The following is a 24,745-nucleotide window of genomic DNA, read 5'->3' as shown; positions in this document are numbered from 1 at the left end:
AGAAGCCCGGGCCGCCCGGCGCCTGCGCCCCGGCTCACTCCACCTGGCAGATCTTCAGCATATTGCTGCCGCCGGGCTGGCCCATGGGCTCGCCGCAGGTGATGGCGTAGACATCCCCGCTTTGCACGATATTGCGCATGCGCAAATGGTTTTCCGCCTGCTCCAGTGCGGTATCCCGGTCGGCGCTGGTGTCCATCAGCAGCGGGCGCACATTGCGGAACAGCGCCATCTTGCGTTGCGTGGCCACCTTGGGGGTGAGCGCGTAGATGGGAATGTGGATGCGGTGGCGGCTCATCCACAGCGCGGTGGAGCCGCTTTCCGTCATCGCCACGATGGCCTTGGCGCCCAGGTGGTGGGCGGTGAACAGCGCGCCGATGGCGATCGCCTGGTCGATGCGGCGGAACTGGCGGTCCATGAAGTCCGAATCCTTGCGCGGCTCCTCGGCGGCCTCGGCGGCGGCACAAATCTCGGCCATGGCCCGCACGGTCTCCAGCGGATACTTGCCGGCGGCGGTCTCGGCGCTGAGCATCACCGCATCGGTGCCGTCCAGCACGGCGTTGGCCACATCGCTGACTTCGGCGCGCGTGGGCACCGGGTTGGTGATCATGCTCTCCATCATCTGGGTCGCCGTGATCACCACCTTGTCCATCTCGCGCGCCATGCGGATCATTTTCTTCTGCAGCGCCGGCACGGCGGCATTGCCCACTTCCACGGCCAGATCGCCACGCGCCACCATGATGCCGTCGGACACGCGCAGGATGGCCTCCAGCTGGGGAATGGCTTCGGCGCGCTCGATCTTGGCGATCAGCCCTGGGCGGTGGCCGCTGCCTGCCGCCGCCACGCTGCACAGCTGGCGCGCCATTTCCATGTCGGTGGCATTCTTGGGAAAACTCACGGCCACATAGTCCGCGCCCAGGCCCATGGCGGTCTTGATGTCCTCCATGTCCTTGGCCGTCAGCGCAGGGGCCGTCAGCCCGCCGCCCTGCTTGTTGATGCCCTTGTTGTTGGACAGCTCGCCACCAATGGTGACCGTGGTGTAGACCGCATCGCCCAGCACCCGGTCCACGGTCAGCACGATCAGCCCGTCGTTGAGCAGCAGCACATCGCCCGACTTCACATCGCGCGGCAGCTCCTTGTAGTCCAGGCCCACGCCGCCGAGATCACCGGGCTCGGTGCGCGCCGCGTCCAGCACAAAGGGCTGACCGGCTTCCAACATCACCTTGCCGGCCGCAAACTTGCCCACGCGGATCTTGGGGCCCTGCAGGTCGGCCATGATGGCCACTTCCCGGCCCACACGCTGAGCGGCCGCGCGCACCATGGTGGCGCGGTCGATGTGGTCCTGGGCCGTGCCGTGGCTGAAGTTCAGGCGCACCACGTTCACGCCGGTGGCAATCATCTGGGCCAGCAGTTCCGGCTCGCTGGAAGCGGGGCCCAGGGTGGCAACAATCTTGGTGGCGCGGCGCACCTGCAGGTGGGTGTAGGAGACGGGGATGCTCATGGATTCCAGCTATCAAAGGGAAAGGGCCTCGGCCCGGGGGATCAGGTCAGACCATGGGACAGTGCCAGGGCCAGGGTATGGGCCACTATGGCCGCTCCCAGCCCGTGGCGCCAGTAGATGTAACCCGCCAGCAGGCCGAAGACGGTGTGGTTCAGCAGCACATAGGCCAGCAGCTCCGGGGAGAGCCCGCCCATCAGCGCCATGGCCGCCGGCAGATTGGACGCGGCACCCAGCAGTGCCGCCAGCGCGATCACCATCCACACCAGCCCGCTGCGGGGCGCACCGCCGCGCGGCTGCAGCACGCGCCACAGCCCGAACAGCATCACGCTCATCATGCCCCAGCGCACCAGCAGCTCTTCGGCCACGCCGCTGTACAGCAGCTTGATCCACAGCGGCAAGGCCTGCACCGGATCGCCCGGCGCCAGCGCATCCGGGGTGAGCTGGGCCAGCGTGACCATCCAGGCCGCCCCCATCACGCCGCCGGCCACGCCGGGCAACCACATCTGTTGCAGCGCCGTCACCGGCCGGCTGCGCCGCTGCACCAGGGATCCCAGCATGGGCGCACCCAGACCGACGCGCGGGGACAGCCAGGCACCAAAGAACACGGCCGCCGCCAGCAGCAGCAAGCTTTGCACGCTGCCCATCACCGGCAGGGCCCAGCCCGGCAGATGGCCGCTGGGCAGGCGCTGGCCCACCTGCCAGGCCATGCCGACCACGCCGGGCAGGCCCAGCAGCCACAGCAGCAGGCTCAGCCGCAGCGGCTGGCGCAGCTCCTCGGCGGGCAGGGACACAGGGGCGTCGTCTTCGGAGGCGGGGTCCATCATGGCGACGGGCAGAGCAGGCGGGTGGGAGAAGAAAACAAGGCGTGGTCTCAGGCGCGCATCAGCGCTTCGATATCATCGGGCTCGACCGGCACGCCGCGCGTCAGCAGCTCGCAGTCACCGTCGGTGACCACGGCGTCGTCCTCGATGCGGATGCCGATATGGTGGAACTGCTCCGGCACGCCGGGCGCGGGGCGCACATAGATGCCGGGCTCGATGGTGGTCACCATGCCCGGGCGCAGGATGCGGCTGGGGCGGTTGGCGATGGTCTCGCCCGACAGCGGGTCCTTGCGCTGGCTGGACTGCCCCAGCTCGCCGGCCTCCACATAGCTGCCGCAGTCGTGCACATCCATGCCCAGCCAGTGGCCGGTGCGGTGCATGTAGAACTGGAAGTAGGCGCGCGCATCGATCACATCCTGGGCGGTTCCGTAGGTGGACTTGTCCAGCAACCCCAGATCCAGCATGCCCTGGGCCAGCACGGCCACCGTGGCATCGTGCGGGTCGTTGAAGCGCCGGCCGGCACGGGTCACGGCAATGGCGGCTTTCTGGCTTTCCAGCACCAGTTCGTACAGCGCGCGCTGGGGACCGGTGAAGCGACCATCGGCAGGGAAGGTACGGGTGATGTCGCTGGCATAGCTGTCCAGCTCGCAGCCAGCGTCGATCAGCACCAGCTCGCCGGCACGCACCGGCGTGTTGCCGGCACGGTAGTGCAGCACACAGGCATTGGCACCTGCCGCGACGATGGAGTCGTACGCCACGCCCTGGGCGCCGCTCTGGCGGAATTCGTGCAGCAGCTCGGCATCCAGGTGGTATTCGCGGCAGTCCTCACCGGCGCGCAGCATGCGGGCCGAACGCTGCATGGCACGCACATGAGCGCGGGCGCTGATCACGCCGGCGCGGCGCATCACGTCCAGCTCATAGGCATCCTTGACCAGGCGCATGTCATCCAGCAACGCACAGACATCGCCCTGCGCCGTGGGGCACAGCGCACCATAGCGGGAGCGGGCGCGCACGGCGGTGAGCCAGCCTTCCACCTGGGCGGCCAGACCCTCGTGCGTGGCAAACGGGTACCAGACGCGCTCCTGGTTCTCCAGCAGGCGCGGCAGGCGGCTGCCCAACTCCGTGACGGGATAGGCGGCATTCACCCCCAGGCTGGCCACGGCGGCTTCCGGGCCCAGGCGGTAGCCGTCCCAGATCTCGCGCTCCAGGTCCTTGGGCTGACAGAATAGCGTGCTGCTGCCGTCGGCAGCCAGCACCAGCGTGGCCTGGGGTTCGGTGAAGCCGGTCAGGTAGTAGAAATAGCTGTCGTGCCGATAGAGGTAGCTGTTGTCGCGGTTGCGCCCCCGCTCCGGCGCAGTGGGAATGATGGCAATGCCACCGGCGCCCAGTTGGGCAGCCAGGCGCGCGCGGCGTTGGGCGTAAACAGAGATCATGGCAGCTATCGTAGCGCTGCCGCGACCCGCTGCATGCCAGATGGCCGCCCGGAGGCCGCCAGGGGCCGAAATTTGTGGCGCCGCCCCCACCCGCCACCCGCACAACGGATGCCGGCCGGGATCAGCAGGTGCCGGAAGCGGCCCTCGAAAGCCCGCCGGGGCTCACGCCAGCAGCATGCTCACCCCGGCCACCAGCAACAGGCTGCAAACCATCCACTGCAGTACCCGGGTGGACAGCGGCGGCGGGTACTTGGCCAGCAGCCAGGTGACGCCGGCGACTACCGGCACGGCCACGGCCGCCGTGAACAGCGACGACCAGCGCAATCCGCCCGAGGGAATGACGATGCCCAGACGCAGCACGGTGTTGGCCAGGAACATCACCAGCAGGCACTGGCGCACCAGGGCCGCCGGCAGCGGCTGGCGGTACAGGTGGTAGACCATGGGCGGCCCGGAGGTGGAAAACAGCCCGCCCAGCAGGCCGGACAGACCGCCCGCCACCCACATGGAGCCCGGCCCTGACAACGTGGCGCGCTGGCTTTTCTGAAGCAGCAGCACGATGGCGCAGGCGATGATGGTCACGCCCAGCAGCATGCGCAGCACGTTCACCAGATCGCCGCTGAGCCAGTGCAGCAGCGCCAGCCCGCCCACCACGCCGATCAGGCTGCTGGCCAGAATGGGTTTGAGCATGTCCCAGCGCGGCTGGAACGGGTGGCTGCGCAGGTACACCGCGCCGTTGACCAGTGACAGCAGCCCTGCGACGTTGGCCGCATCGGCAATCGGCATCAGGTGCAGGGCACCGGCCATGCCGACAAAAATCAGCCCGAAGGCGAAACCGGTGAGGTTCTGGCAGGCCGACGCCACGACCACCACCGCGATCAACCACCCGTAGGTGCTCCAATCCACATCCATATGCCTGTCCGTTGGCGGCGCTTGCCCCGGCCACCCATGGGGAATTCAACAAAAACAGGAGCTGCCTGCAATACCAGGCCGCCACATTGCACCACTTTTATTACGCCAACGTTTGCTGCGTCAGCGACAGGTGCTCTGCCTTTCAGGCCGCTGCATTCAGCTGGGCCAGCCGCTCGGGCGTGCCCACATCCACCCAGAGGCCGCGGTAGACGCTGGCCCCCACGCGCCCGGCATCCATGGCACGGCGCAGCAGCGGCGCCAGCGGCGCGGCCCCGCCCTGCGGGTTGCCCGCGGGAAGGTCGCACCAGGGCGCGCCAAACAGTTCGGCCTTGAGCAGCGCGATGGTGCTGTAGGTATAGCGCGGCAAGGCCGCCAGCGCATCGCTGGCCTGCGTTTTCGGCACGTTCACGGCGCGGCCCGTGCCGCCGCCCGGTGCACTTTCCGCCAGACCGAAGTCGCCTTGCGGGTTGTGCGCCGGATTGGGCACCAGCCACAGATGGGCCAGATCGTCGCCGGCAGCAAACGCGTCGTGTGCCGCGGCATCGAACACGAAATCCGGCGCAAACACATCGCCCGCCGCCAGCCAGAACACGGGCGGCAGTTGCGGCAGGGCACGGGCAATGCCGCCGGCCGTTTCCAGCGCATGGCCGAAATCCGCGCCTTCGTGCGAGTAGTGCAGGCCACCGGCCGCCGCCAGCGCGGGCCAGGCCGCATTCAGGTGCGCAGGGATCTGCGTTCCCAGCCAGGCGGTGTTCACCACCATGCGGTCCACGCCATCGCGCTGCAGCGCCGCCACATGCCAGTCCAGCAGCGCGCGGCCCCGCACAGCCAGCAGCGGCTTGGGGGTGGCATCGGTCAGCGGGCGCATGCGCTCGCCACGGCCTGCGGCCAGCAGCATCGCAGCGCGGGAGTGGGGTTCTGCCGGTAAAGAGCTCATATCCTGTCCTGTCTTGCGCGGTGTCAGGCCTGCACCGCAGGCGCTACTGTAGGGCTTGTGGCGCTCACATTTCCATGCCGCAGCGTGATTTCCGACTGCGCTGCCCCCGCGCTGCACAGGGGGCTCTGTAACCCGTATGAAACTCGCCGCAGCCACATCGGTAAAATCCCGCCCATCTCTTTGCACACTCACCCCTCGGAGCTGCCCTCCATGGCAAACACCCAAATGATGGCCAACGCAATCCGCGCGCTGGCTATGGACGCTGTTCAACAAGCTAATTCCGGCCACCCCGGAGCCCCCATGGGCATGGCCGACATGGCCGTGGCGCTGTGGAGCCGCCACCTCCAGCACAACCCCGTGAACCCGCACTGGGCCAACCGCGACCGGTTCATCCTGTCCAACGGCCACGGCTCCATGCTGATCTACGCCCTGCTGCACCTGACCGGCTACGAGCTGCCTCTGCAGGAGCTGAAGAATTTCCGCCAGCTGCACAGCAAGACCGCCGGCCACCCCGAAGTGGGCGTGACACCGGGCGTGGAAACCACCACTGGCCCGTTGGGCCAGGGCATCACCAATGCCGTGGGCTTTGCCCTGGCTGAAAAGCTGCTGGCCGCCGAATTCAACCAGGACAAGCACGAAATCGTGGACCACCACACCTTCGTGTTCCTGGGCGATGGCTGCCTGATGGAAGGCATCTCGCACGAAGCCGCCTCCCTGGCCGGCGCCTGGAAGCTGAACAAGCTGATCGCGCTGTACGACGACAACGGCATCTCCATCGACGGCAAGGTCACGCCCTGGTTCGTCGACAACACGCCCGAGCGTTTCGAGGCCTACGGCTGGAACGTGATCCGCGCCGTGGACGGCCACAATGTGGACGCCGTGGACGCTGCCATCGCCGAAGCCAAGAAGAGCGCCACCAAGCCCACGCTGATCTGCTGCAAGACCAGCATCGGCAAGGGTTCGCCCAACCGCCAGGACACCGCCAAGGCCCACGGCGAACCGCTGGGTGCCGAAGAAATCGCGCTGACCCGCGCCGCACTGGGCTGGACCTACGGCCCCTTCGAAATCCCCGCCGATGTCTACACCGACTGGGACGCCAAGGACCAGGGTGCCAAGGCCGAAGCCGCCTGGGACAAGAAGTTCGCCGCCTACGCCAAGGACTACCCCGAGCTGGCCGCTGCCTTCACCCGCCGCATGGCCGGGAACCTGCCCGACAACTTCGTCGAAGTGGCCGCACAGATCGCTTCCGACGCACATGACGCCGGCGCCACCGTGGCCAGCCGCAAGGCCAGCCAGCTGGCCCTGGAAGGCCTGACCGCCGCGCTGCCCGAGCTGCTGGGCGGCTCCGCCGACCTGACCGGCTCCAACCTGACCAACACCAAGTCCACCCCCGCTTTCCGCGTGGACGACAACGGTACCGTGGTCAAGACCGAAGAAGGCAAGATCGGCCGCCACATCAACTACGGTGTGCGCGAATTCGGCATGGCCGCCATCCTGAACGGTGTGGCGCTGCACGGTGGTTACATCCCCTACGCCGGCACCTTCCTGACCTTCTCCGACTACAGCCGCAACGCCATCCGCATGGCCGCGCTGATGAAGCAGCGCGTGATCCACGTGTTCACCCACGACTCCATCGGTCTGGGCGAAGACGGCCCCACCCACCAGTCCATCGAGCACGCTGCCAGCCTGCGTCTGATCCCCGGTCTGGATGTGTGGCGCCCCGCCGACACCACCGAAACCGCCATGGCCTGGGCCGTGGCCATCAGCCAGAAGAACCGCCCCACAGCCATGCTGCTGTCGCGCCAGAACCTGGCCTACGCGCCCAAGAGCGAAGACGCGCTGGACAACATCGCATGCGGCGGCTACGTGCTCTCCGAGCCCAAGGACGTGGGCCTGAAGGGCAAGAAAGCCCAGGCCGTGATCATCGCCACCGGCTCCGAAGTGCAACTGGCCCTAGCGGCCCAGAAGCAACTGGCCGAGAAGAAGATTGCCGTGCGCGTGGTCTCCATGCCCAGCACCACCACCTTCGACCGCCAGGACATGGCCTACAAGCAGTCCGTGCTGCCCGCCGGCCTGCCCCGCGTCGCCGTGGAAATGGGCGTGACCGACTTCTGGTGGAAGTACGGCTGCGCTGCCGTGGTCGGTATCGACAGCTATGGCGAATCGGCGCCCGCGCCGGTGCTGTTCAAGCACTTCGGCTTCACCGCCGAAAACGTGGCCGACACCGTGCGCGAAGCTTTGCGCCGTAACAAGTAATCACGCAGAACCACCCGCCCCGGCTTGGCCGCGGCGGGTGTTTTGCATAGAGTGATCCGGTTTTTGTTTTCACCATCCCTAGAGACGAGGCAACCATGACCATCAAGGTAGGTATCAACGGTTTTGGCCGCATTGGCCGCAACGTGCTGCGCTCCGCAGTGCAGAACTTCAGCGACATCGAAATCGTTGGCATCAACGACCTGCTCGAGCCCGACTACCTGGCTTACATGCTGAAGTACGACAGCGTGCACGGCCGCTTTGACGGTGAAGTCTCCGTCGAAGGCAACACCCTGGTCGTCAACGGCAAGAAGATCCGCCTGACCCAGGAGCGCGATCCCGCCAACCTGAAGTGGAACGAAGTCGGCGCCGATGTGGTGATCGAATCGACCGGCCTGTTCCTGACCAAGGAAACCGCCCAGAAGCACATCGATGCGGGCGCCAAGAAGGTGATCCTGTCCGCTCCTTCCAAGGACGACACCCCCATGTTCGTGTTCGGCGTGAACCACGCCACCTACAAGGGCGAAGCCATCATCTCCAACGCCTCGTGCACCACCAACTGCCTGGCTCCCGTGGCCAAGGTGCTGAACGACAAGTGGGGCATCAAGCGCGGCCTGATGACCACCGTGCACGCTGCCACCGCCACGCAAAAGACCGTGGACGGCCCGTCCAACAAGGACTGGCGCGGCGGCCGTGGCATCCTGGAAAACATCATCCCCTCCAGCACTGGCGCTGCCAAGGCAGTGGGCGTGGTGATTCCCGAGCTGAACAAGAAGCTGACCGGCATGTCCTTCCGCGTGCCCACCTCCGATGTGTCCGTGGTCGACCTGACCGTGGAACTGAACACCGAAGCTTCCTACGAAGAAATCTGCGCCGAAATGAAGGCCCAGTCCCAAGGCGCGCTGAAGGGCGTGCTGGGTTACACCGAAGACAAGGTGGTGGCCACCGACTTCCGCGGTGAAACCTGCACCTCCGTGTTCGACGCCGAAGCCGGTATCGCGCTGGACAAGACCTTCGTGAAGGTCGTTTCCTGGTACGACAACGAGTGGGGCTACTCCAACAAGTGCCTGGAAATGGTGCGCGTGGTGGCCAAGTAAGCCCTGCGGCTTCACGGCCCGGATCGCTGTGCTGGCCTTGCGGCCCCGTAGCGATCCGCCACAAAAAAGCCAGCCCGGCAACGCGGCTGGCTTTTTTGTATCTGCGGGATACCGCTTGCCGCTGGCGAAGACGGCTGACGGCTGACGGCTGACGGCTGACGGCTGACGGCTGACGGCTGACGGCTGATGGCTGATGGCTGATGGCTGATGTCGGCTTATTCGATACGGCCACCGGCCGCCTTGACGATCTGGCCGGCCGCCACCCAGTCGTCTTTCAGCAACTGCTGGAATGCCGGCACGGGCAAGGTCCCGGCTTCCACGCCCACACGGGCCAGGCGTTCCTGAACCACTGGTTCGGCCAGCACCTTGCGCACCGCAGCATTGATGCGCTCCACCTCGGCGGCGGGCGTACCGGCCGGCGCCAGCAGACCCAGCCAAGAATCGAAGGCATAGCCAGGCACGCCGGCCTCGGCCACTGTGGGCACATCGGGCAGGAAACGCGAGCGCTGCTGGCCCGAATACGCCAGCAGCTTGACGCGCGGGTCGTGCTGGAAGGCCAGCATGCCAATGGTGGCACCCGTGACCAGTTGCACGCGGCCGGCCAGCAGCTCGGTGGTGGCGTCGCCGGTGGACTTCATCGGAATATGCTGCAACTGCACACCGCTTTGCGCCGCCAGCAGGGCACTGGCCAGGTGGGACGCGCTGCCATTGCCTGCCGAGGCATAGTTGAACTGGCCTGGCTGGGCCTTGGCGCGCTGCAGCAAGGCCGCCAGCGAGCTGATGCCGCTGCTGGCGGGAACACCCACCACATAGCCGGTGCGGCCCAGGAAGGAGACGCCGACAAAGTCCTTCTGCGCGTCATACGGCAGCTTGGCGTACAGGTGGCTGGCCAGGTTGTGGCTGGCGGCCGCCAGCACCAGGGTATTGCCATCCGGCGCGGCCTTGGCCACCTGGGATGTGCCCACACTGCCTCCCGCGCCCGCGCGGTTTTCCACCACCACGGTAGCGCCCAGAGCCTGGCCCAGTTCGTTGCTGAAGGTGCGGGCCACGGTGTCTTGCGTGGCACCGGCACCAAACGGCACCACGATGCGGATCAGGCGCTCGGCCTGTGCGGCGGACGCAAAGGAAACGGCCACGGCAGCAGCCAGCAGGGAACGGCGGGCGAGGGGGGAGAAGATCATCGCGACAGTCATGCAGGGGGAAGAAAAAAAGCACCCACCAGCGCAGCACGACAGCGGCAAGGCGCCTGTGTATCGCAGGGAGTGCGAGCCCCCGATTCTGGCCAGCCACCCCCCGAAACCCAACCAATCATTTGCCATGTGCAAACTACCAAATCAACCGAAGGCCCGGGGGCTGTCCAGGCTTGGACTGCCACCACCAGGGTTGCACGACAGTTGCCACGCCCGGGGGCCGCATGATGGACGCCATGACTGCCCCCTCTTCCCTGCACGCGCCGATTGGCTTTGACCATTTTCTGCAAGTGGAACTGCGCGTAGGCCGCATCGTGGCGGCCGAAGTGTTCCCCCAGGCGCGCAAGCCCGCCTACCTCCTCCAGGTGGACTTTGGCCCGGCCCTGGGTCTGCGCAAGTCCAGCGCCCAGATCACCCAGCTCTACCAGCCCGAGGACCTGGTGGGCCGGCAGGTGGTGGCGGTGCTGAACTTTCCCAAAAAGCAGATCGGTCCCATCCAGTCCGAATGTCTGGTGACCGGCTTTCACAATGCAGACGGCCATGTGGCGCTGTGTGTACCGGACCGCGAGGTGCCACTCGGCACCAAGCTGCTCTGACGGGGGCCGGAGGCGCCAGCTTCAGGCGTGCTCGTAGCCCCCGGCATTGTCCGTGGGCGGCACCATCGCTGCCGCCAGAAAATCCAGAAACGCCGTGATGCGTGCCGCCAGTGCGGTGTTGCGGTAGTACACGGCATGGATGGCCTGGCGCTGCAGCACGGTGGCCTGCGGCAGCACCTGCACCAGCGTCCCCTGGGCACGGTCGCGCACGGTCATGAAGTCGGCCAGGCAGACCACGCCCTGACCGGCCAGCGCCAGCTGGCGCATGGTCTCCCCGCTGGAAGCCGTGAGCTGGGGTGCCGCATCCCAGCGTTCGCCACCATCGCTGGTGCGCAGCGGCCACTGGTTCAAGCCCGGCACCTGGCTGTTGCCGATGCGCTGGTGCTGGGCCAGATCCGCCACGCTGCGGATGCGCGCATGCCCCTGCAGATAGGCCGGGCTGGCCAGCACCCGCAGCGGGCTGTGGCACAGCAGACGGGCATGCAGCGTGGAGTCGCGCAGCGCCCCGATGCGGATGGCGATGTCGGTGCGCTTTTCCAGCAGGTCGATGTGCAGGTCGTCGGTGTTCAGCTCCAGCGTGATCAGCGGGTAGCGCGCACGAAACGCCGCCACCAGCGGCACCACCACATGCAGCATGAAGGGTGAAGCGGCATTGACACGCAGCGGCCCTGCCGGGGCCTGGCGCCGCACGGTCAGGTCCTCCTCGGCGGCGTCCAGGGCCTCCAGCACGGCACGGGCCTGGGCCAGAAAGCGCGCGCCTTCCTCGGTCAGCTCCAGCTTGCGCGTGGTGCGGCGCAGCAAGGTGGTGGCCAGTTTTTTCTCCAGCCGCGACAGGCTGCGGCTGATGCCGGACGTGGTCTGGTCCAGTTGCAGGGCCGCCGCGGTGATGCTGCCGGTATCGACCACCGCCCGAAAGGCCAGCAGTTCTTCCAAAGTGGATTGCATGGACCCGAGCTTGGCGCGATTATTGATTTTCAGTCAATTATTTTCTGTGGATTCAGGGCTTTTTTCGCAGAGATGGCTGCGCCACACTGGCGCCTTTCCTCGTGATGGCCTTGCAGCGCCTCGTACCAGCCGGCCTTCCCCGGTACAGGTGGCAGCGCATGCCATTGCCCCACCCTATGGCGATGTCCGGCCCACCGAACCGCCCCCTGTTTTGAAAGCCTTCCCATGACTGACACCCTGGCACACCCCGCTGCTGCAGCCCTTTCCGTAGTCCCCCCGCTGGGCCTGGGCACTTTCCGCCTGAAGGGCGATGTGGTGCAACAGTCCGTGCGCACCGCCCTGGAACTGGGCTACCGCGCCATCGACACTGCGCAGATCTACGAGAACGAGGCCGATGTGGGCAGCGCCATCGCCGCCAGCGGTGTGCCGCGCCAGGACCTGTTCCTGACCACCAAGATCTGGGTCGCCCACCTGGGGGCCGATGCCCTGATCCCCAGCCTGCAACAAAGCCTGGAGCACCTGCGCACCGACCATGTGGACCTGACGCTGATCCACTGGCCGTCGCGCGACGTGCCGCTGCAGGACAGCCTGCGGGCCCTGCAGCGCGCCAGGGACCTGGGCCTGACGCGCCACATCGGTGTCTCCAACTTCAACACCGCGCTGCTGCAGCAGGCCATCGACACCGTGGGTGCCGACCAGATTGCCACCCACCAGATCGAGCTCAGCCCCTATCTGCAAAACCGCGCGGTCGTGGATTTCGCGCGCCAGCATGGCATCCACACCACGTCCTACATGACCCTGGGCTACGGCAAGCTGCTGGGCGAGCCGGTGCTGACCGAGATCGCCACCACCCACGGCACCAGCCCCGCCCAGGTGGCCCTGGCCTGGGCCATGCAGCACGGGATCGCCGTGATCCCCTCGTCCACCCAGCGCGCCCACCTGCAGAGCAATCTGGCCAGCCGCACGCTGCGCCTGAGCGCAGATGACATGGCCCGCATCGATGCGCTGGAGCGCGGCGACCGCCAGGTCAGCCCCGAAGGACTGGCCCCGGTGTGGGACTGAGACCCTCCAGCCTGCTGCCGTCCGCACGCCACAGCGCGCAGGCCACAAAAAAAGCTCCTGTCGGAGCTTTTTTTGACGGCGACGCCACGCCTGTGACGCGACCGAGGCGACCCGGGCGGCCCCCATGGGGGCCGCGCTTCAGGCCGTGATCTGGATGGAGCCCAGATCGACGTATTCCAGAAACTCTTCGCGCGACAAGGTCACGGTAATGGGCTGGCCCTCGCTGGTCCAGGACACCACCATGCTGGCGATGGCCAGATCCACCACGACCTCCTGGCCCTGGGGAATGGGCTCCAGCGGACCGTCTCCCACACGGTGCTGCACCAGGCCCGCAATCCGTGCGGAGAAGCGTGCTGGCAGGCCGTCGGTGTCGCTGTCGTCGGCTGGGTCGGGAATGGGGGGATGGGTGCTCATGCGCAAGTTCCTTTCCTTGTGATGGGCCGTGCAATCCGGCCGCGTGCTGCCATGCAGCAACGGGACACCTACTGTAGCTGCCGCCGGCCCCACCGTCTGTCAGCCAAGGCGCTGTATCCGGCCAGCGCACATTGCCGGCCTCGGCACCCTGCCACAGGGCCTGTCCGGTCCCCCGCCGCAGCGGCGGACACAAAAAAAGGCCGCCTGTCCGGCGGCCTGTGCGCACAGGAGAGGGGCCCTGCACGGGCTCCGGGCCTGTGGCCCTCCAACCCTAGCCCACGGCGGGGTCTTCCACACCGCGCACGCTCTCGCGACCGTTCTTGTCCTTGAGCTTGCCCAGATCGGTGTCCACCGCGCGCAACAGCTTGTCCACGGCAATGGCAAAGGCTTCATGCACCTTTTCGGCCTCTGCGTTCACCGCAATCGGGGGACGGCCATTGGCACGGGTTTCCAGTACGCAGCGCTTGCCGGGGCCGCCGGTGCTTTTGAGGGCATCGACGCCGGTGAGGTAGACCTCCACGCGTTGCACGTAATCCTTGAGTCGTGCCAGACGGGTGTTGATTTCTTCCTGGGCCCACTGCGCGAGCGAATCGCCGCCCTGGATGGAATCGTCGGCATGAACTTGAACTTGCATCAGCTTCCTCCTTGTTGCCTTGCTGCCGCGCATGGCCTGCGCAGCGGTGAAACGGCTCACCCGCCACGGCCTGCTCGGGTCGACCTGGTGGTACCTGCCCGGCTTCGGCCTGCCATGCACGGATTCATGATGCCCCAGTTCGGCCTGCGGCGCAGCCTTTCGTCGCCACGTGAAGGACGCCTGTTGATGTCCGTCAAGTCTTACTTCGTGGCCCCGCAACCACAGCTTATGCCACACCAATGCGCATGCAGACTGCGCGAACCACTTCCAAATTAATAGCAAACGACACAAAGTAGCCCGAAGTTGCAGGCGTCGCCAGATGTACATGCCGTTCTGCCGTACGACTGCGCCTACATGTAAAACCCGGATCGACTGCGCACAAAGGGGCGCATGCGCACTAGCATGGATGCTCATGACCGCGCCCGCCTCCCGCCGCCTGAAGATTGGCCTCTCGGCCTGCTTCTCCTATGCCGACCCTTACCGGCCGCTGTTCACCGGCAAGACACTGCAGTATGTGGAGCAGTCGATCGCCCACTGGATCATGTCCAGCGGCGCCATGGTGGTCATGGTGCCCTGCCCCACCGGCGAAACCGCGCGCGGCGACGTGACGCTGGCGCATTACGCCGAATGGCTGGATGGGGTGGTGATGCACGGCGGTGCCGACGTGTGGCCCGGCAGCTATGGCGAGGAACCGCTGCAGCCCGAGTGGCTGGGCGATCGGGTGCGTGACCTGTACGACATGGCGGTGGTGGAGGCCTTCAGCCAGGCCGGCAAGCCCATCTTCGGCGTGTGCCGCGGCCTGCAGCTGATCAATGTGGCCTTTGGCGGCACGCTCTACCAGGACATCGAAACCCAGGTGCCCGGCGCGCAGCAGCACCGCAACCCCATCACCTACGACAAGCACCAGCACGACATTGCCATCGTGCCCGGCAGCCGCCTGGACCGGCTCTACCCCAACCAGCCGCGCGCACGGGTCAACAGCATCCACCACCAGGGCATCAAGAACGTGGCGCCGGGCTTTGACATCGAGGCCTGGAGCATTCCGGACCGCATTCCCGAAGCCATCCACCGCCGCATCGGCGGCAAAAGCTATATCGCGGCCACGCAGTGGCATCCCGAGTTCCGCGACCCCGAAGGCCGCACCCTGGACGACCGCGTCATTCTGGAAGACTTTCTGGCGGCCTGCGAGCGCGCCCAGGTGCGGCCGGCGCTCAGCCACAGCCCGTTCCAGATCCGCGACCGTGCCGCCCGCATGCTGCGGCGCGCCCTGCTGCGCAAGCGCTGACCCCAGAAACAGCACAGCCGCCCACAGGCGGCTGTATTTTCGCGGCTCCGGCAGCAAAGCGCTGCCGGCATCTCAGGGCGCGAGCATGGCCCGCTCCGCCACCCGCACCGCCCGGCGTGCGCGGCGCTTGCGTTCCCAGATGACGATGCCGGTGACCGAGAGCATCACCACCATCAGCCCCATGACCGACATCAGGATGCGTCCCGGCATGCCCAGGATGCGCCCGGAATGCAGCGGCAGCTGCAGCTGCACGAACACATCGGCCGCCGTGCCATGCCAGGGGCGGTGCATGCCCAGCACCGTGCCGTCTTCTGCGCTGACGTAGATATTGGACATTTCCATGCCCATGGCACCCATTTCGTCCGTGGGATCAAAGAACGACACGTTGTAGAACGGGAAATCCCCGCCGTACCAGATGCCGCCGGGTGTATGCGCAAAGCCCAGGCGCTGCCCCTCGGCACGCGCAATGTCGATGGCCTGGGCGAACGAGATCTTGGGCTGGATGAAGCTGCCGTAGGGCGCGGGCTTGATCGTCTCGTACGGGCCGGGCGTCGTCGTGGAGATCTGGCGCATCACCGGGTAGAACACCTCGCGGTACAGGTTCAGCGAGAACGAGGTGAAGGCCACCACGATGATGATGCCCCACACCCACAGGCCGCCGGCGCGGTGCAGGTCGAAGTTGAGCTTGTAGCCGCCAGCGCGCCAGCGCACCACCCAGGACGGCTGCCAGCGCCCCCACCAGGAACGCGCCGGTGCTGCCGTGCGCTGGGCCGCACCACGGGCCGCCAGGCGCCGCGGCAGCGTCAGGTACAGGGCCACAAAGCTGTCAATCAGCCACATCAGCGCCACGCCACCCATCAGCCAGAAGCCCCAGCGGTCGCTGCCCCAGAAGGCCGGCATGTGCAGGCTTTCGTGCAGGTGGCGCAGCCAGGGCATCAGGTTGCGGGTGCTCAGCGCAATGCTCTTGGAATCCCGGTGGCCGGTGACCTGCGCGGTCACCGGGTCCACGAACACATTGTTGTAGCCCAGCACATAGGGACGACCGGTGGCCGGGTCCTGGCGCGGGCGCACCAGGAAGGAGGCGGCATGCCCCTCCTCCAGTCCCAGGGTCATATAGGCCACTTCGGCACGCGGATCGCTGGCCTCGACAGCGGCAGCCAGCGCCACCGGGTCCTGCAGCGCGCCGCGGCCCGGCGTGTGCATGATGTCGGCGTTGAGCCATTCATCGAGTTCGTGGTCCCAGGAGATCACTGCCCCTGTGGCGCCCGCCACCATCAGGAACAGGGCCACGGTCAGCCCGATCCAGCGGTGGACCACGGTCCAGAATTCACGCATGCAGTGTCACCTTCAGAAGTCCATGCTGGCGCTCAGGGTGAATGTACGCGGGGCACCCAGCACCAAATAGCCATTGCCGGGGAAACCACCCACCGAAGCCCAGTAGTTGCGGTCCGCCACATTGTCCACGCGGGCGCGCAGCGTCAGCAGCTTGCCCTGCACTTCGGTCAGGTAGCGCACGCCCAGATCCAGGCGCGTCCAGCCGCTGACCCGCAGCGTGTTGGCGTTGTCGGCATAGCTGGCGCCCGTCATCACGGCACGGGCATCCAGCGTCAGGCCATGGGCCTGGGGCACATCCCATTCCACGCCCAGATTGGCCTGCTGGCGCGGCACGCCAATCACGCGCTTGCCGTCGGTGGCTGCGCTGCCGGTGTTCTTCTGCTTGGCATCCATAAAGGTCACGCCACCCAACAAGCGCAGGCCCTTGACCAGCTCGCCATAGCCCGACAATTCCAGGCCCTGGTGGCGATCCTCGCCATTGGCGGTCACATAGTTGTTGACCACCAGCTTGCCCGGCTTGTCGGTCGAGAAGAAGGCCAATGAGCCGCCCAGCCGGCCACCGTCGTACTTGACACCGACTTCCTTTTGCTTGGACACATAGGGCGGCAGCGAGGTGCCGTTATTGACAAAGGTGCCGGTGATGTTTTCGCCCTTGGATAGGCTTTCGATGTAGTTGGCGTACAGCGACACATCGGGACGCAGCTTGAACAGCACGCCGGCCACCGGGCTGGTGCGGCTTTCGTTGTATGGCGTGCCACTCATCACATCGCTGTAGGCATAGCTGGTGCTCGACAGCTTTTGGTGGCGCAGGCCCAGCGTCAGCTGCAGCTGGTCGTCCAGCATGGACAGGGTGTCCCCCAGCGCCACGCTGGTCATGCGTATCGTGCTGAGCTTGCCGGGGTTGGACAGATCGCCACCCTGGAAGGCCGTCCCGCTGATGGCCGGCAATGCATGGTTCACCGGGTTGTAGATATTGGTCGGCATAGTGTTGTAGAAGTCCATCACATAGGCGTTCTTCTCCTGCAGGCCGTAGTACGAGAAGGCGCCGACCACGGTGTGGCCCACGCTACCGGTGGTGAACTTGCCGCGCATGCCCATTTCAGCCGTCTTGATGGTGTCTTCGCGGCGGTTGTCAAAGCGGTAGGTCGTTGCAGCCCCAGTGCTGCCATTGGTGACCGTCACACCGGCCAGGCGGTTGTCCTCATGGCTCTTGCGCGCGCCAGCAGCAAACCAGCCGGTGAGGTTGTCGCTGAAGTCATATTCGCCACGCACCGTGCTGTACAGATCGCGTTCATAGGAATGCGTCCAGGGCTGGGCGTAGTTGGTGGTGTTGTTCGGCGCCGATGGCACCACGGTGACGGCGCTGCCCAGCGTGACATTGGGACGCGTGCCATCGAGCTTGTAATTCTGATAACCGATGTCGGCCGACAGGCGAGCGCGGCTGCTGCGCCAGTCCAAGCCCAGGGACGCCACATTGAGGCCCACGCTATCGCCGTCCACGGCCGTGTCGCCCTTGCGGTGCGCCATGTTGACGCGGATGCCCGCACTCTGGTCTGGCCCGAAGCGGCGGGCAATATCGGCCGCTACATAGGGCTGACCACCACTGGCGACGCCCACGGTCACGCGGTTGAGCGGCTCATTGGGGGCACGCTTGGGCAGCAGGTTGATGTTGCCGCCAATGCCGCCGCCCGAAGGCGTGGCACCGCTGAGGAAGGCGCTGGCACCGCGCAGCACTTCCACGCGTTCGAACAGTTCGGCCGAGGTGTACTGGCGCGGCATCAGGCCATACAGGCCGTTGTAGGCGATGTCATCGGATCCCAGCACAAAGCCGCGGATGAAATACGCTTCCTGGAAGTTGCCATAACCCCGTGCCACGCGCACGCCCGGGTCGTTCTGCAGCACGTCAGCCACGCTGCGTGCTTGCTGGTTCTGGATCAGCTCATTGGTGTAGCTGGTAATGGAAAACGGCGTGTCCATGTTGTCGCGCGTACCCAGAATGCCGGCACGGCCGCCGCGTGCCACCTGGCCGCCGGCATACGGCTTGGACAGGCCTTCGGCCGAGGCATCGGCGCTGGCTTCGACGGTGACGGTTTCCAGCTCCGTGGCGGCGGCCTGCGCCCAGACACTGGCGCCAGAGGCCCACAAAGACAAAGCGACCGCAATCGGTCGCAGGGGGAATGCTGGATGGCTCATAGACACAGGGATGTTGAAGATTGTCAACGTAATTTTATTGACAATCATTCTCACTCGTATATCCACATTCCTGACAAGGACGCCGTCTGTCGCTCCTTGCACACAGTGCCGCATTCCATGTAAGCACTTGCTTGTGCCGTGCGGCCCTGGTGAAAAGGCGAAGCAGAGGCCAGCGCCTCGGCACAAAAAAGCCGCCCGAAGGCGGCAGATCTCACCGGGCCGGAAGCGGTGCAGGTCCTGCGTGCGCTGGCAGTGCCACGGCACGCGGCTGCCACACCGCCACCCTGCCCGCTCAGTGGTGGTGGCCGTGGCCGCCATGCACATGGCGGTGGGCAATTTCCTCTTCGGAAGCGGCACGCACTTCGCTCACGGTGCAGGCAAAGCGCAGGGCCTGGCCGGCCAGCGGATGGTTGCCATCCAGCTGGACCACCGGGCCCTTGATCTTCACCACGTTGTAGATCTGGGGCAGGCCCTGGTCGTTGGTGCCGCGCAGCTGGCCGCCCACCTTCACGCCGGGAGGAAACTCGCCCTTGGGGATGGTGCGCAGCAGGCTTTCGTCGCGTTCACCAAAGGCGTCTTCGACCGCCAGGTCCACGGTCAGCGCATCGCCGGCCTGCTTGCCTTCCAGGGCTGCTTCCACCTTGGCAAAGATGTTGTCGTAGCCGCCATGCAGATAGGCCACGTCGCCCTTGTCCAGCAGCGGACCGGCCAGACCGCCTTGCAGCAGCGCGTGGATCTTGTAGTGGATGGTGACGGCGGTGTCTTTGGTGATGTTCATGCTCTGCAATCAAAAGCGGGGCGGCTGCCTGCGCAGCCACCCCGTTGGTTGGGATGGGAACCATTGTCCCCGATCTGCCGCAGCCCCCCGGGGGCAGGGGTCAGAAGCTGGTCCACTCCTCGGTGTCGGCTGTCGCCGCCGTGGCAGCAGTGGACGGCGCTGCCGCGCGGGCAGCAGTCGCCTCCGCAGCCGGTGGCGCAGACGCGAGTGCCGGGGCCGGGGATGCGGGCTTCGCGGCGGCGGGCTTGCCCAGGGGGCTGCCGGCCCTGGCGCTGTGCGCGACGGTGTGGAGCACCTGGGCCGTGGCGACCGCCGCCTGCTTGCGTGCCGCCGTGTGGGCCGCAGCACGGCGGGTCAGACTGGTCTGACCGCCGCCTTGCACACGGAACACTGCCACGGCATGCAGCAGTTCTTCGGACTGGTGGCGCAGGCTGTCGGCAGCGCCCGCCATTTCCTCTACCAGCGCAGCGTTCTTCTGCGTGGTCTGGTCCATATGGGTCACAGCCTCGCCCACCTGGGCCACGCCGGTGCTTTGTTCGGCGCTGGCCAGGCTGATGCTGGAGATCAGCTGGGTGACCTTCTGGATCTCGCTGACCGCCTGCTCCATGGTTTCCCCGGCGCGTGCGGCACGGGCGTTGCCCTGGTGCACTTCGGCCACGCTGGTGCTGATCAGCTGCTGGATTTCCTTGGCGGCTTCGGCACTGCGGCTGGCCAGGGCCCGCACCTCGCCGGCCACCACGGCAAAGCCGCGGCCATGCTCGCCGGCACGCGCGGCTTCCACGGCGGCATTCAGCGCCAGGATATTGGTCTGGAAGGCGATGGAATCGATCACCCCGGTGATGTCGGCAATCTTCTGGCTGCCGGCATCAATGCCCTGCATGGCCTGCACCACCTGGCGCACGGCGTGGCCGCCCTCGGTCACCACCTGCTGGGCGCTGCGCGCCAGCTGGTCGGCGGTCTTGGAGTGGTCCGCGTTGTGGGCCACGGTGCTTCCCAGCTCTTCCATGGCGGCGGCGGTTTCTTCCAGCGCACTGGCCTCGTTTTCGGTGCGGCTGGCCAGGTCCAGATTGCCCTGGGCGATCTGTGCGCTGGCAGCGGCCACGCTTTCGGCCTGGGCCTGGACCGTGCGCACCACATCCGACAGGCCGTCCACCGTGTGGTTCATGGCGTCCAGCAGCTGGCCGATTTCGTCCTTGCGCTCATGCGGGATCTTCACCGTCAGATCGCCTGCTGCGATGGTGCGGGCCAGTTGGCTGGCTTCGTTCAGCGGGCGCACGATCATGCGGCGCAGCAGCAGGAACCACACCCCGGCCAGCACCAGCACGGCACACAGGCCCATGGCGGCAAACAGGGCGATCATGCGGCGGGTTTCTGCCACGAACTCGTCCACATAGGCGCTGGAGACGATGGTCCAGTTCCAGGGCGCATATTCGCCGAACACCGCCAGCTTGGCGCGCGGCGCAGACTCGCCCGCATTCGCCCAGGGATAGCTGATGGCGCCCTGCTTGCGCTCCAGGATCTCGCGGATGAAGGCACGGCCGTCGCTGTCCTTGGAGTCCAGAATGCTCTGCCCTTCCTGGGACGGGTGCACCACCAGCGTGCCCGGGGCGGCGGCGTCGTTGCGCAGCACGTAGTAATAGCCGCCGTCGCCCACTTTCAGCGCGCGGATGGAGGCCTTCAGGTTGTTCAGCAGCTCCGAGAAGTCCTGCCCCACGAAGGCCATGCCCACGATGGCACCCGAGGCATCTTTCAGCGGGCGGTACTGCGTCATGTACTGGCGGCCGAACAGCATGGCCAGGCCCATGTAATTGCGTCCGGCCTGGACTTCGGCATAGGCCGGGTGCTGGCGGTCCAGCTGGGTGCCGGTGGCGGGTTCGCCCTTGTCGGTCTTCAGCGACGAGGCCACACGCAGGTAGTCGTCACCCTGGCGCATGAACACCGTGGCCACTGCACCCGTGGCGCGGGTGAAACGATCGATGCGGGCGTTGTCGCCATTCAGCGCCACCCCGTCCAGGCGCAGCAGCGGCTCGGCGCTGCGGTCCAGTTCCAGCGTGCCGTTCAGGCTGGCAGCGAAGCTGTCGGCCAGGAACTGGGTGCGCTGGCGCAGATCGCGGTCATTGGCTTCGATGAAGCGGCCCAGCATGGAGACACCCTGCTCCAGCTCGTTCTGCACCTTGTGCTCCATCACGCGGGTCACGCTCCAGGCGATGCCCAGCAGCAGCGCCGCCAGAATGGCCGCCACCCAGACGAAGTTGGTGATGGCCAGCTTGGTTCCCAGACCCTGGCGGCGCCAGTAACGTTGCCCAATGTGCATAGTGCCTCTTGATGGTGGGGGAGCGGCGCGTGCACCTGCAGTGCCGGGCCCTGCCTCGGGGCCACGGCGGTGTCCACTCCCAAAATCACAAGGCTAACGATCACCGCGGGAAAGCACTTGACCCACGTCAAAGCGTAACAATCAAGTAACAAATCCGGCGGCTCCCTGCGCTATGCAAGGCGCTTTTGCGCCGCCAGCACCGCACAGACCTGCCCGGCTGGGCCAGGCAGGCCCGTGCAGTCGCCTGCAGCCGCCGGGCATCAGGCCGTGGGCCGCTCTTCCACCTGCTGGCCCGGGTGGCGGGCGAAGCGGCGGATCTCGGGGCCATGCACCGGATCCTGGCTGTCCCAGGGCCAGCCGCCAAACTGGGTGCGGCGGTAGTCCATCATGGTCTGCATGATTTCCTGCTGCGAGTTCATCACGAACGGCCCGTACTGCACCACGGGTTCGGCAATCGGCCGGCCTTGCAGCAGCAGCAGCTCCGCCACATCGCTGCCGGTGTTCTCCAGCACCCAGTCCTGGCCGGCGGCCATTTCCAGCGCCGCATGTTCGCGCAGCGTGTCACCGGCCACCTGCAGCTGCTGGCCCACAAACCAGTACAGCATGCGCCGGGTCTGCGCACCCTGGGCCGCGGGCAGCGTCCAGCGGGCACCGGGTTCCAGCCGCAGCGTCCAGATCGCCACGTCCGCATCGGCCTGGCCGGCCCAGGACTCGGGCGGCGGCGGCAGCGGCGCCCCCGCGCCCGGCAGCGCACCAGCCACCATGGTGACCGTGGTCCGGGCGCCGCCGTCGCTGGTGTGCACTAGGCGCGGGATGCGCTCGCTCCACAGCATGGTGAAGTGCGGCGCCACCATCTTGCGGGCCGCGGGCAGGTTCAGCCAGATCTGGAACAGCTCCAGCGGATTGGGCTGGTCGCGGTGCAGCAGCGGAAACATCTCGGAATGCTGGATGCCTTGGCCGGCGGTGAGCCACTGCACATCCCCTTCACCGAAGCGCGCGGCAGCTCCCAGCGAATCGGCATGGTCGATCAGGCCTTGGCGTACCAGGGTCACGGTTTCGAATCCCCGGTGCGGGTGACCGGGGAAGCCGGGCACATGCTCGCCGTGGTACATCGAGAAACCGTCCTTGCCGCTGAAATCGCTGCCGAGCTCGCGCTCGTCCAGCGCCACGGCCTGCAGGCCCATCTGCCCGTCCCCTGCCGGGTAGGCATCGTCGTGGTGGGCGCAGAACAGAAACGGATCCAGCACCGGCCAGCGCAGTCCGTCGATGGGCTGGCGGCTGAGAATCGCGTGCGGGGTGTGGGGCATCTGGGTCTCCGGTGGCGACGGGTGGGGCGGCAAGCAAACGTGCCGCAGATCCTGCCTCGCCATGGTGCAGATGATGGGGCCGGCGCACCGTTTCCCAATGCCATGCCCGCGGAACGCAGCATCTCACCCACAGAACAATGCCTGCGAGAAAGCAGGCATTGTTCTGTAGCTTGAAGTCTCAGCGCGGCGGCATCTGCAGCCCGCGCTGCACGGCGGGGCGCTTTTCCCAGGCCGCCAGCACGCGCAGCACGTTGGGGAATTTGCCCAGGCCCACCAGCTCGCCTGCGTCGTAGAACTCGATCAGGCAGCGCACCCAGGGCAGGATGGCCATGTCGGCAATGGTGTAGGTGTCGCCCATGATCCAGGACTTGCCCTTGAGCTGCTGGTCCAGCACCTTGAGCAGGCGCTGGGCTTCGGTGACATAGCGCTGCAGCGGGCGCTTGTCCTCATAGTCCTTGCCGCCGTAGCGGTGGAAGAAGCCGATCTGGCCGAACATGGGACCGATGCCCCCCATCTGGAACATCAGCCATTGCAGCGTCTGGTAGCGCGCCACGGCGTCGGGGGGCAGGAACTGGCCCGACTTTTCCGCCAGATAGACGAGGATGGCACCACTTTCGGCCAGCACCAGCGGGCTGCCGCCGGGGCCCTGCGGGTCCAGGATGGCCGGGATCTTGTTGTTGGGGTTGACGCTCAGGAACTCGGGGGTGAACTGGTCCCCGGTCTGGATGTCCACCCGGTGTGCTTCATACGGGATGCCGCATTCCTCCAGCATCACGGACACCTTCACCCCATTGGGTGTGGGCAGGGAGTACAGCTGCAGCCAGTCCGGAAACTGGGGAGGCCATTTGCGGGTGACAGGGTAAGGACTCAGATCGATCATGCAGGGCCTTGTGCAGGTGTCAACAGCCGCTGGCGCTGGCGCCAGCGTGTCTGCATGTTAACGGCCTTGTAGGACAAAAAGCCAGCGACAAACGGTAAAAAACGACAGCCTGCTCAATAAAACCATAGCAAACCATTACCGTCACATATACGCCTGAGCGAGTTTAGGTGCTCAGGACGTCTTTTTGTCCAGGCTCATGGTCAGGCCCTGTGCCGTGACCGTGATGACCCCGGGCTGCAGGCCGATGGTGTCGGCCAGCGCCAGATCCTTGTCCTCGAACTGGTGCAGCACCAGGTTGTCCAGCACCTGTTCGCCCAGGCGCGGACCGTAGGTGGTCAGCATGTCCGCCAGCGCGGGCGGGGCATCGGCGATCTGCAGGCTGTTGACCAGCACGCGCTGGGCGCGCAGCGAGCGGTCGCCGGGCTCGTAGCGCAGGCCAAAGCTCACATCCAGCTGGCCCTGGAAGGTCTGCTTGAGCACCGGACCCGACAGCAGCACCGGCAGCACGGCGCGGATCTGGTTGCTGTCCGGCAGCATGGACAGCACGGGCGCCTGCAACTGCAGCTGCAGCAGGCCGGCTACGGGGTAGGGTTTGGGAAATTTGCGTGCCACGGTGGCTTGCAGCTGCTGCGTGCTCATGCTGAGCTGGCGGGGCAGGGAGCGGCCCGAGCAGGCGGTGGTCAGAAGAGGGACCGCACAGGCGGCACTGAGCAGAAAACGGCGGCGTTGCATGGGGCTGCGAATCCGGGAAAGCACAAAAGCGGTACGGTGTTGGAACCGTGCGGGAGATACAGGTTCCCTGTACCTCGCCGAAAAACCTCGGATTGTGCGGCAATCCGCCGCCTTCTGCCGGAGCGTGCGCCG

General features: G+C 66.4%; 21 protein-coding genes. 5 read left to right on the top strand and 16 right to left on the bottom strand.

Annotated features, from left to right (window positions below; all coding sequences use genetic code 11):
• Positions 1-34: 34 nt before the first annotated feature.
• From pyk to B3349_RS03895, 5 genes are all read right to left on the bottom strand, one after another.
• Complete coding sequence (gene pyk / locus B3349_RS03915; RefSeq protein ID WP_283340291.1) at positions 35-1,471, bottom strand: pyruvate kinase; 1,437 nt, start codon at positions 1,469-1,471, stop codon at positions 35-37.
• Between the two features lie 68 nt (positions 1,472-1,539).
• Positions 1,540-2,322 (bottom strand): CPBP family glutamic-type intramembrane protease, encoded by a 783-nt coding sequence (locus B3349_RS03910; protein ID WP_291586562.1) that lies wholly within the window; start codon positions 2,320-2,322, stop codon positions 1,540-1,542.
• A gap of 47 nt (positions 2,323-2,369) precedes the next feature.
• Entirely contained in the window at positions 2,370-3,752 is a 1,383-nt protein-coding gene (locus tag B3349_RS03905) for an aminopeptidase P N-terminal domain-containing protein (RefSeq protein ID WP_291586561.1), read from the bottom strand.
• Between the two features lie 162 nt (positions 3,753-3,914).
• Entirely contained in the window at positions 3,915-4,661 is a 747-nt protein-coding gene (locus tag B3349_RS03900; protein ID WP_291586557.1) for a sulfite exporter TauE/SafE family protein, read from the bottom strand.
• Between the two features lie 142 nt (positions 4,662-4,803).
• Positions 4,804-5,598 carry a nucleotidyltransferase family protein gene (locus B3349_RS03895; protein WP_291586555.1) on the bottom strand — a complete coding sequence of 265 codons (795 nt, stop codon included), beginning with the start codon at positions 5,596-5,598 and terminating at the stop codon, positions 4,804-4,806.
• A 210-nt stretch (positions 5,599-5,808) separates the two neighbouring features.
• Here B3349_RS03895 and tkt point away from each other — a divergent pair, with 210 nt between their 5' ends.
• Together tkt and gap are read left to right on the top strand one after the other, a co-directional pair.
• Complete coding sequence (tkt, locus tag B3349_RS03890) at positions 5,809-7,854, top strand: transketolase (protein WP_291586553.1); 2,046 nt, start codon at positions 5,809-5,811, stop codon at positions 7,852-7,854.
• A 95-nt stretch (positions 7,855-7,949) separates the two neighbouring features.
• Positions 7,950-8,948 carry a type I glyceraldehyde-3-phosphate dehydrogenase gene (gene gap, locus B3349_RS03885; RefSeq protein ID WP_066538004.1) on the top strand — a complete coding sequence of 333 codons (999 nt, stop codon included), beginning with the start codon at positions 7,950-7,952 and terminating at the stop codon, positions 8,946-8,948.
• Positions 8,949-9,163: 215 nt separating this feature from the next.
• Here the strand turns inward: gap and B3349_RS03880 are convergent, their stop codons facing one another.
• Positions 9,164-10,141: a tripartite tricarboxylate transporter substrate-binding protein gene (locus B3349_RS03880; protein ID WP_291586550.1), complete on the bottom strand. Its 978-nt coding sequence runs from the start codon at positions 10,139-10,141 to the stop codon at positions 9,164-9,166.
• Positions 10,142-10,374: 233 nt separating this feature from the next.
• On the opposite strand from B3349_RS03880, the gene B3349_RS03875 reads away from it, so the two are divergent.
• Positions 10,375-10,734: a tRNA-binding protein gene (locus B3349_RS03875; RefSeq protein ID WP_291586548.1), complete on the top strand. Its 360-nt coding sequence runs from the start codon at positions 10,375-10,377 to the stop codon at positions 10,732-10,734.
• Between the two features lie 21 nt (positions 10,735-10,755).
• Here B3349_RS03875 and B3349_RS03870 read toward each other — a convergent pair whose 3' ends face one another.
• Positions 10,756-11,679 (bottom strand): LysR family transcriptional regulator, encoded by a 924-nt coding sequence (locus B3349_RS03870; RefSeq protein WP_291586547.1) that lies wholly within the window; start codon positions 11,677-11,679, stop codon positions 10,756-10,758.
• Positions 11,680-11,904: 225 nt separating this feature from the next.
• Here B3349_RS03870 and dkgB point away from each other — a divergent pair, with 225 nt between their 5' ends.
• Positions 11,905-12,741 carry a 2,5-didehydrogluconate reductase DkgB gene (dkgB, locus tag B3349_RS03865; protein WP_291586545.1) on the top strand — a complete coding sequence of 279 codons (837 nt, stop codon included), beginning with the start codon at positions 11,905-11,907 and terminating at the stop codon, positions 12,739-12,741.
• A 138-nt stretch (positions 12,742-12,879) separates the two neighbouring features.
• Here the strand turns inward: dkgB and B3349_RS03860 are convergent, their stop codons facing one another.
• Positions 12,880-13,155 (bottom strand): hypothetical protein, encoded by a 276-nt coding sequence (locus B3349_RS03860; protein WP_291586543.1) that lies wholly within the window; start codon positions 13,153-13,155, stop codon positions 12,880-12,882.
• A 271-nt stretch (positions 13,156-13,426) separates the two neighbouring features.
• On the bottom strand, positions 13,427-13,789 hold the full coding sequence (locus B3349_RS03855) for an HPF/RaiA family ribosome-associated protein (RefSeq protein ID WP_291586541.1): 363 nt from the start codon (positions 13,787-13,789) through the stop codon (positions 13,427-13,429).
• 412 nt (positions 13,790-14,201) lie between these two features.
• Here B3349_RS03855 and B3349_RS03850 point away from each other — a divergent pair, with 412 nt between their 5' ends.
• Positions 14,202-15,074: a gamma-glutamyl-gamma-aminobutyrate hydrolase family protein gene (locus tag B3349_RS03850; protein ID WP_291586539.1), complete on the top strand. Its 873-nt coding sequence runs from the start codon at positions 14,202-14,204 to the stop codon at positions 15,072-15,074.
• A 72-nt stretch (positions 15,075-15,146) separates the two neighbouring features.
• Here B3349_RS03850 and B3349_RS03845 read toward each other — a convergent pair whose 3' ends face one another.
• From B3349_RS03845 to B3349_RS03815, 7 genes are all read right to left on the bottom strand, one after another.
• Positions 15,147-16,409: a PepSY-associated TM helix domain-containing protein gene (locus tag B3349_RS03845; RefSeq protein WP_291586537.1), complete on the bottom strand. Its 1,263-nt coding sequence runs from the start codon at positions 16,407-16,409 to the stop codon at positions 15,147-15,149.
• A 12-nt stretch (positions 16,410-16,421) separates the two neighbouring features.
• On the bottom strand, positions 16,422-18,602 hold the full coding sequence (locus tag B3349_RS03840) for a TonB-dependent receptor (RefSeq protein WP_291586534.1): 2,181 nt from the start codon (positions 18,600-18,602) through the stop codon (positions 16,422-16,424).
• Positions 18,603-18,894: 292 nt separating this feature from the next.
• Positions 18,895-19,380: an FKBP-type peptidyl-prolyl cis-trans isomerase gene (locus tag B3349_RS03835; RefSeq protein WP_291586532.1), complete on the bottom strand. Its 486-nt coding sequence runs from the start codon at positions 19,378-19,380 to the stop codon at positions 18,895-18,897.
• Between the two features lie 100 nt (positions 19,381-19,480).
• A complete protein-coding gene (locus B3349_RS03830; RefSeq protein ID WP_291586530.1) occupies positions 19,481-21,694 on the bottom strand; it encodes a methyl-accepting chemotaxis protein in 2,214 nt (737 codons plus the stop codon).
• A gap of 260 nt (positions 21,695-21,954) precedes the next feature.
• Complete coding sequence (locus tag B3349_RS03825) at positions 21,955-23,001, bottom strand: pirin family protein (RefSeq protein WP_291586528.1); 1,047 nt, start codon at positions 22,999-23,001, stop codon at positions 21,955-21,957.
• Between the two features lie 178 nt (positions 23,002-23,179).
• Complete coding sequence (locus B3349_RS03820; protein ID WP_066538033.1) at positions 23,180-23,881, bottom strand: glutathione S-transferase N-terminal domain-containing protein; 702 nt, start codon at positions 23,879-23,881, stop codon at positions 23,180-23,182.
• Positions 23,882-24,052: 171 nt separating this feature from the next.
• Positions 24,053-24,613: a DUF1439 domain-containing protein gene (locus tag B3349_RS03815; RefSeq protein ID WP_291586526.1), complete on the bottom strand. Its 561-nt coding sequence runs from the start codon at positions 24,611-24,613 to the stop codon at positions 24,053-24,055.
• Positions 24,614-24,745 lie beyond the last annotated feature (132 nt).

The organism is Comamonas sp. UBA7528 (genome assembly GCF_002479375.1).
GTDB lineage: Bacteria > Pseudomonadota > Gammaproteobacteria > Burkholderiales > Burkholderiaceae_C > Comamonas.
The sequence above is the reverse complement of the archived record's forward strand: the minus strand, read 5'-3'. Positions and strand labels throughout refer to the sequence as shown.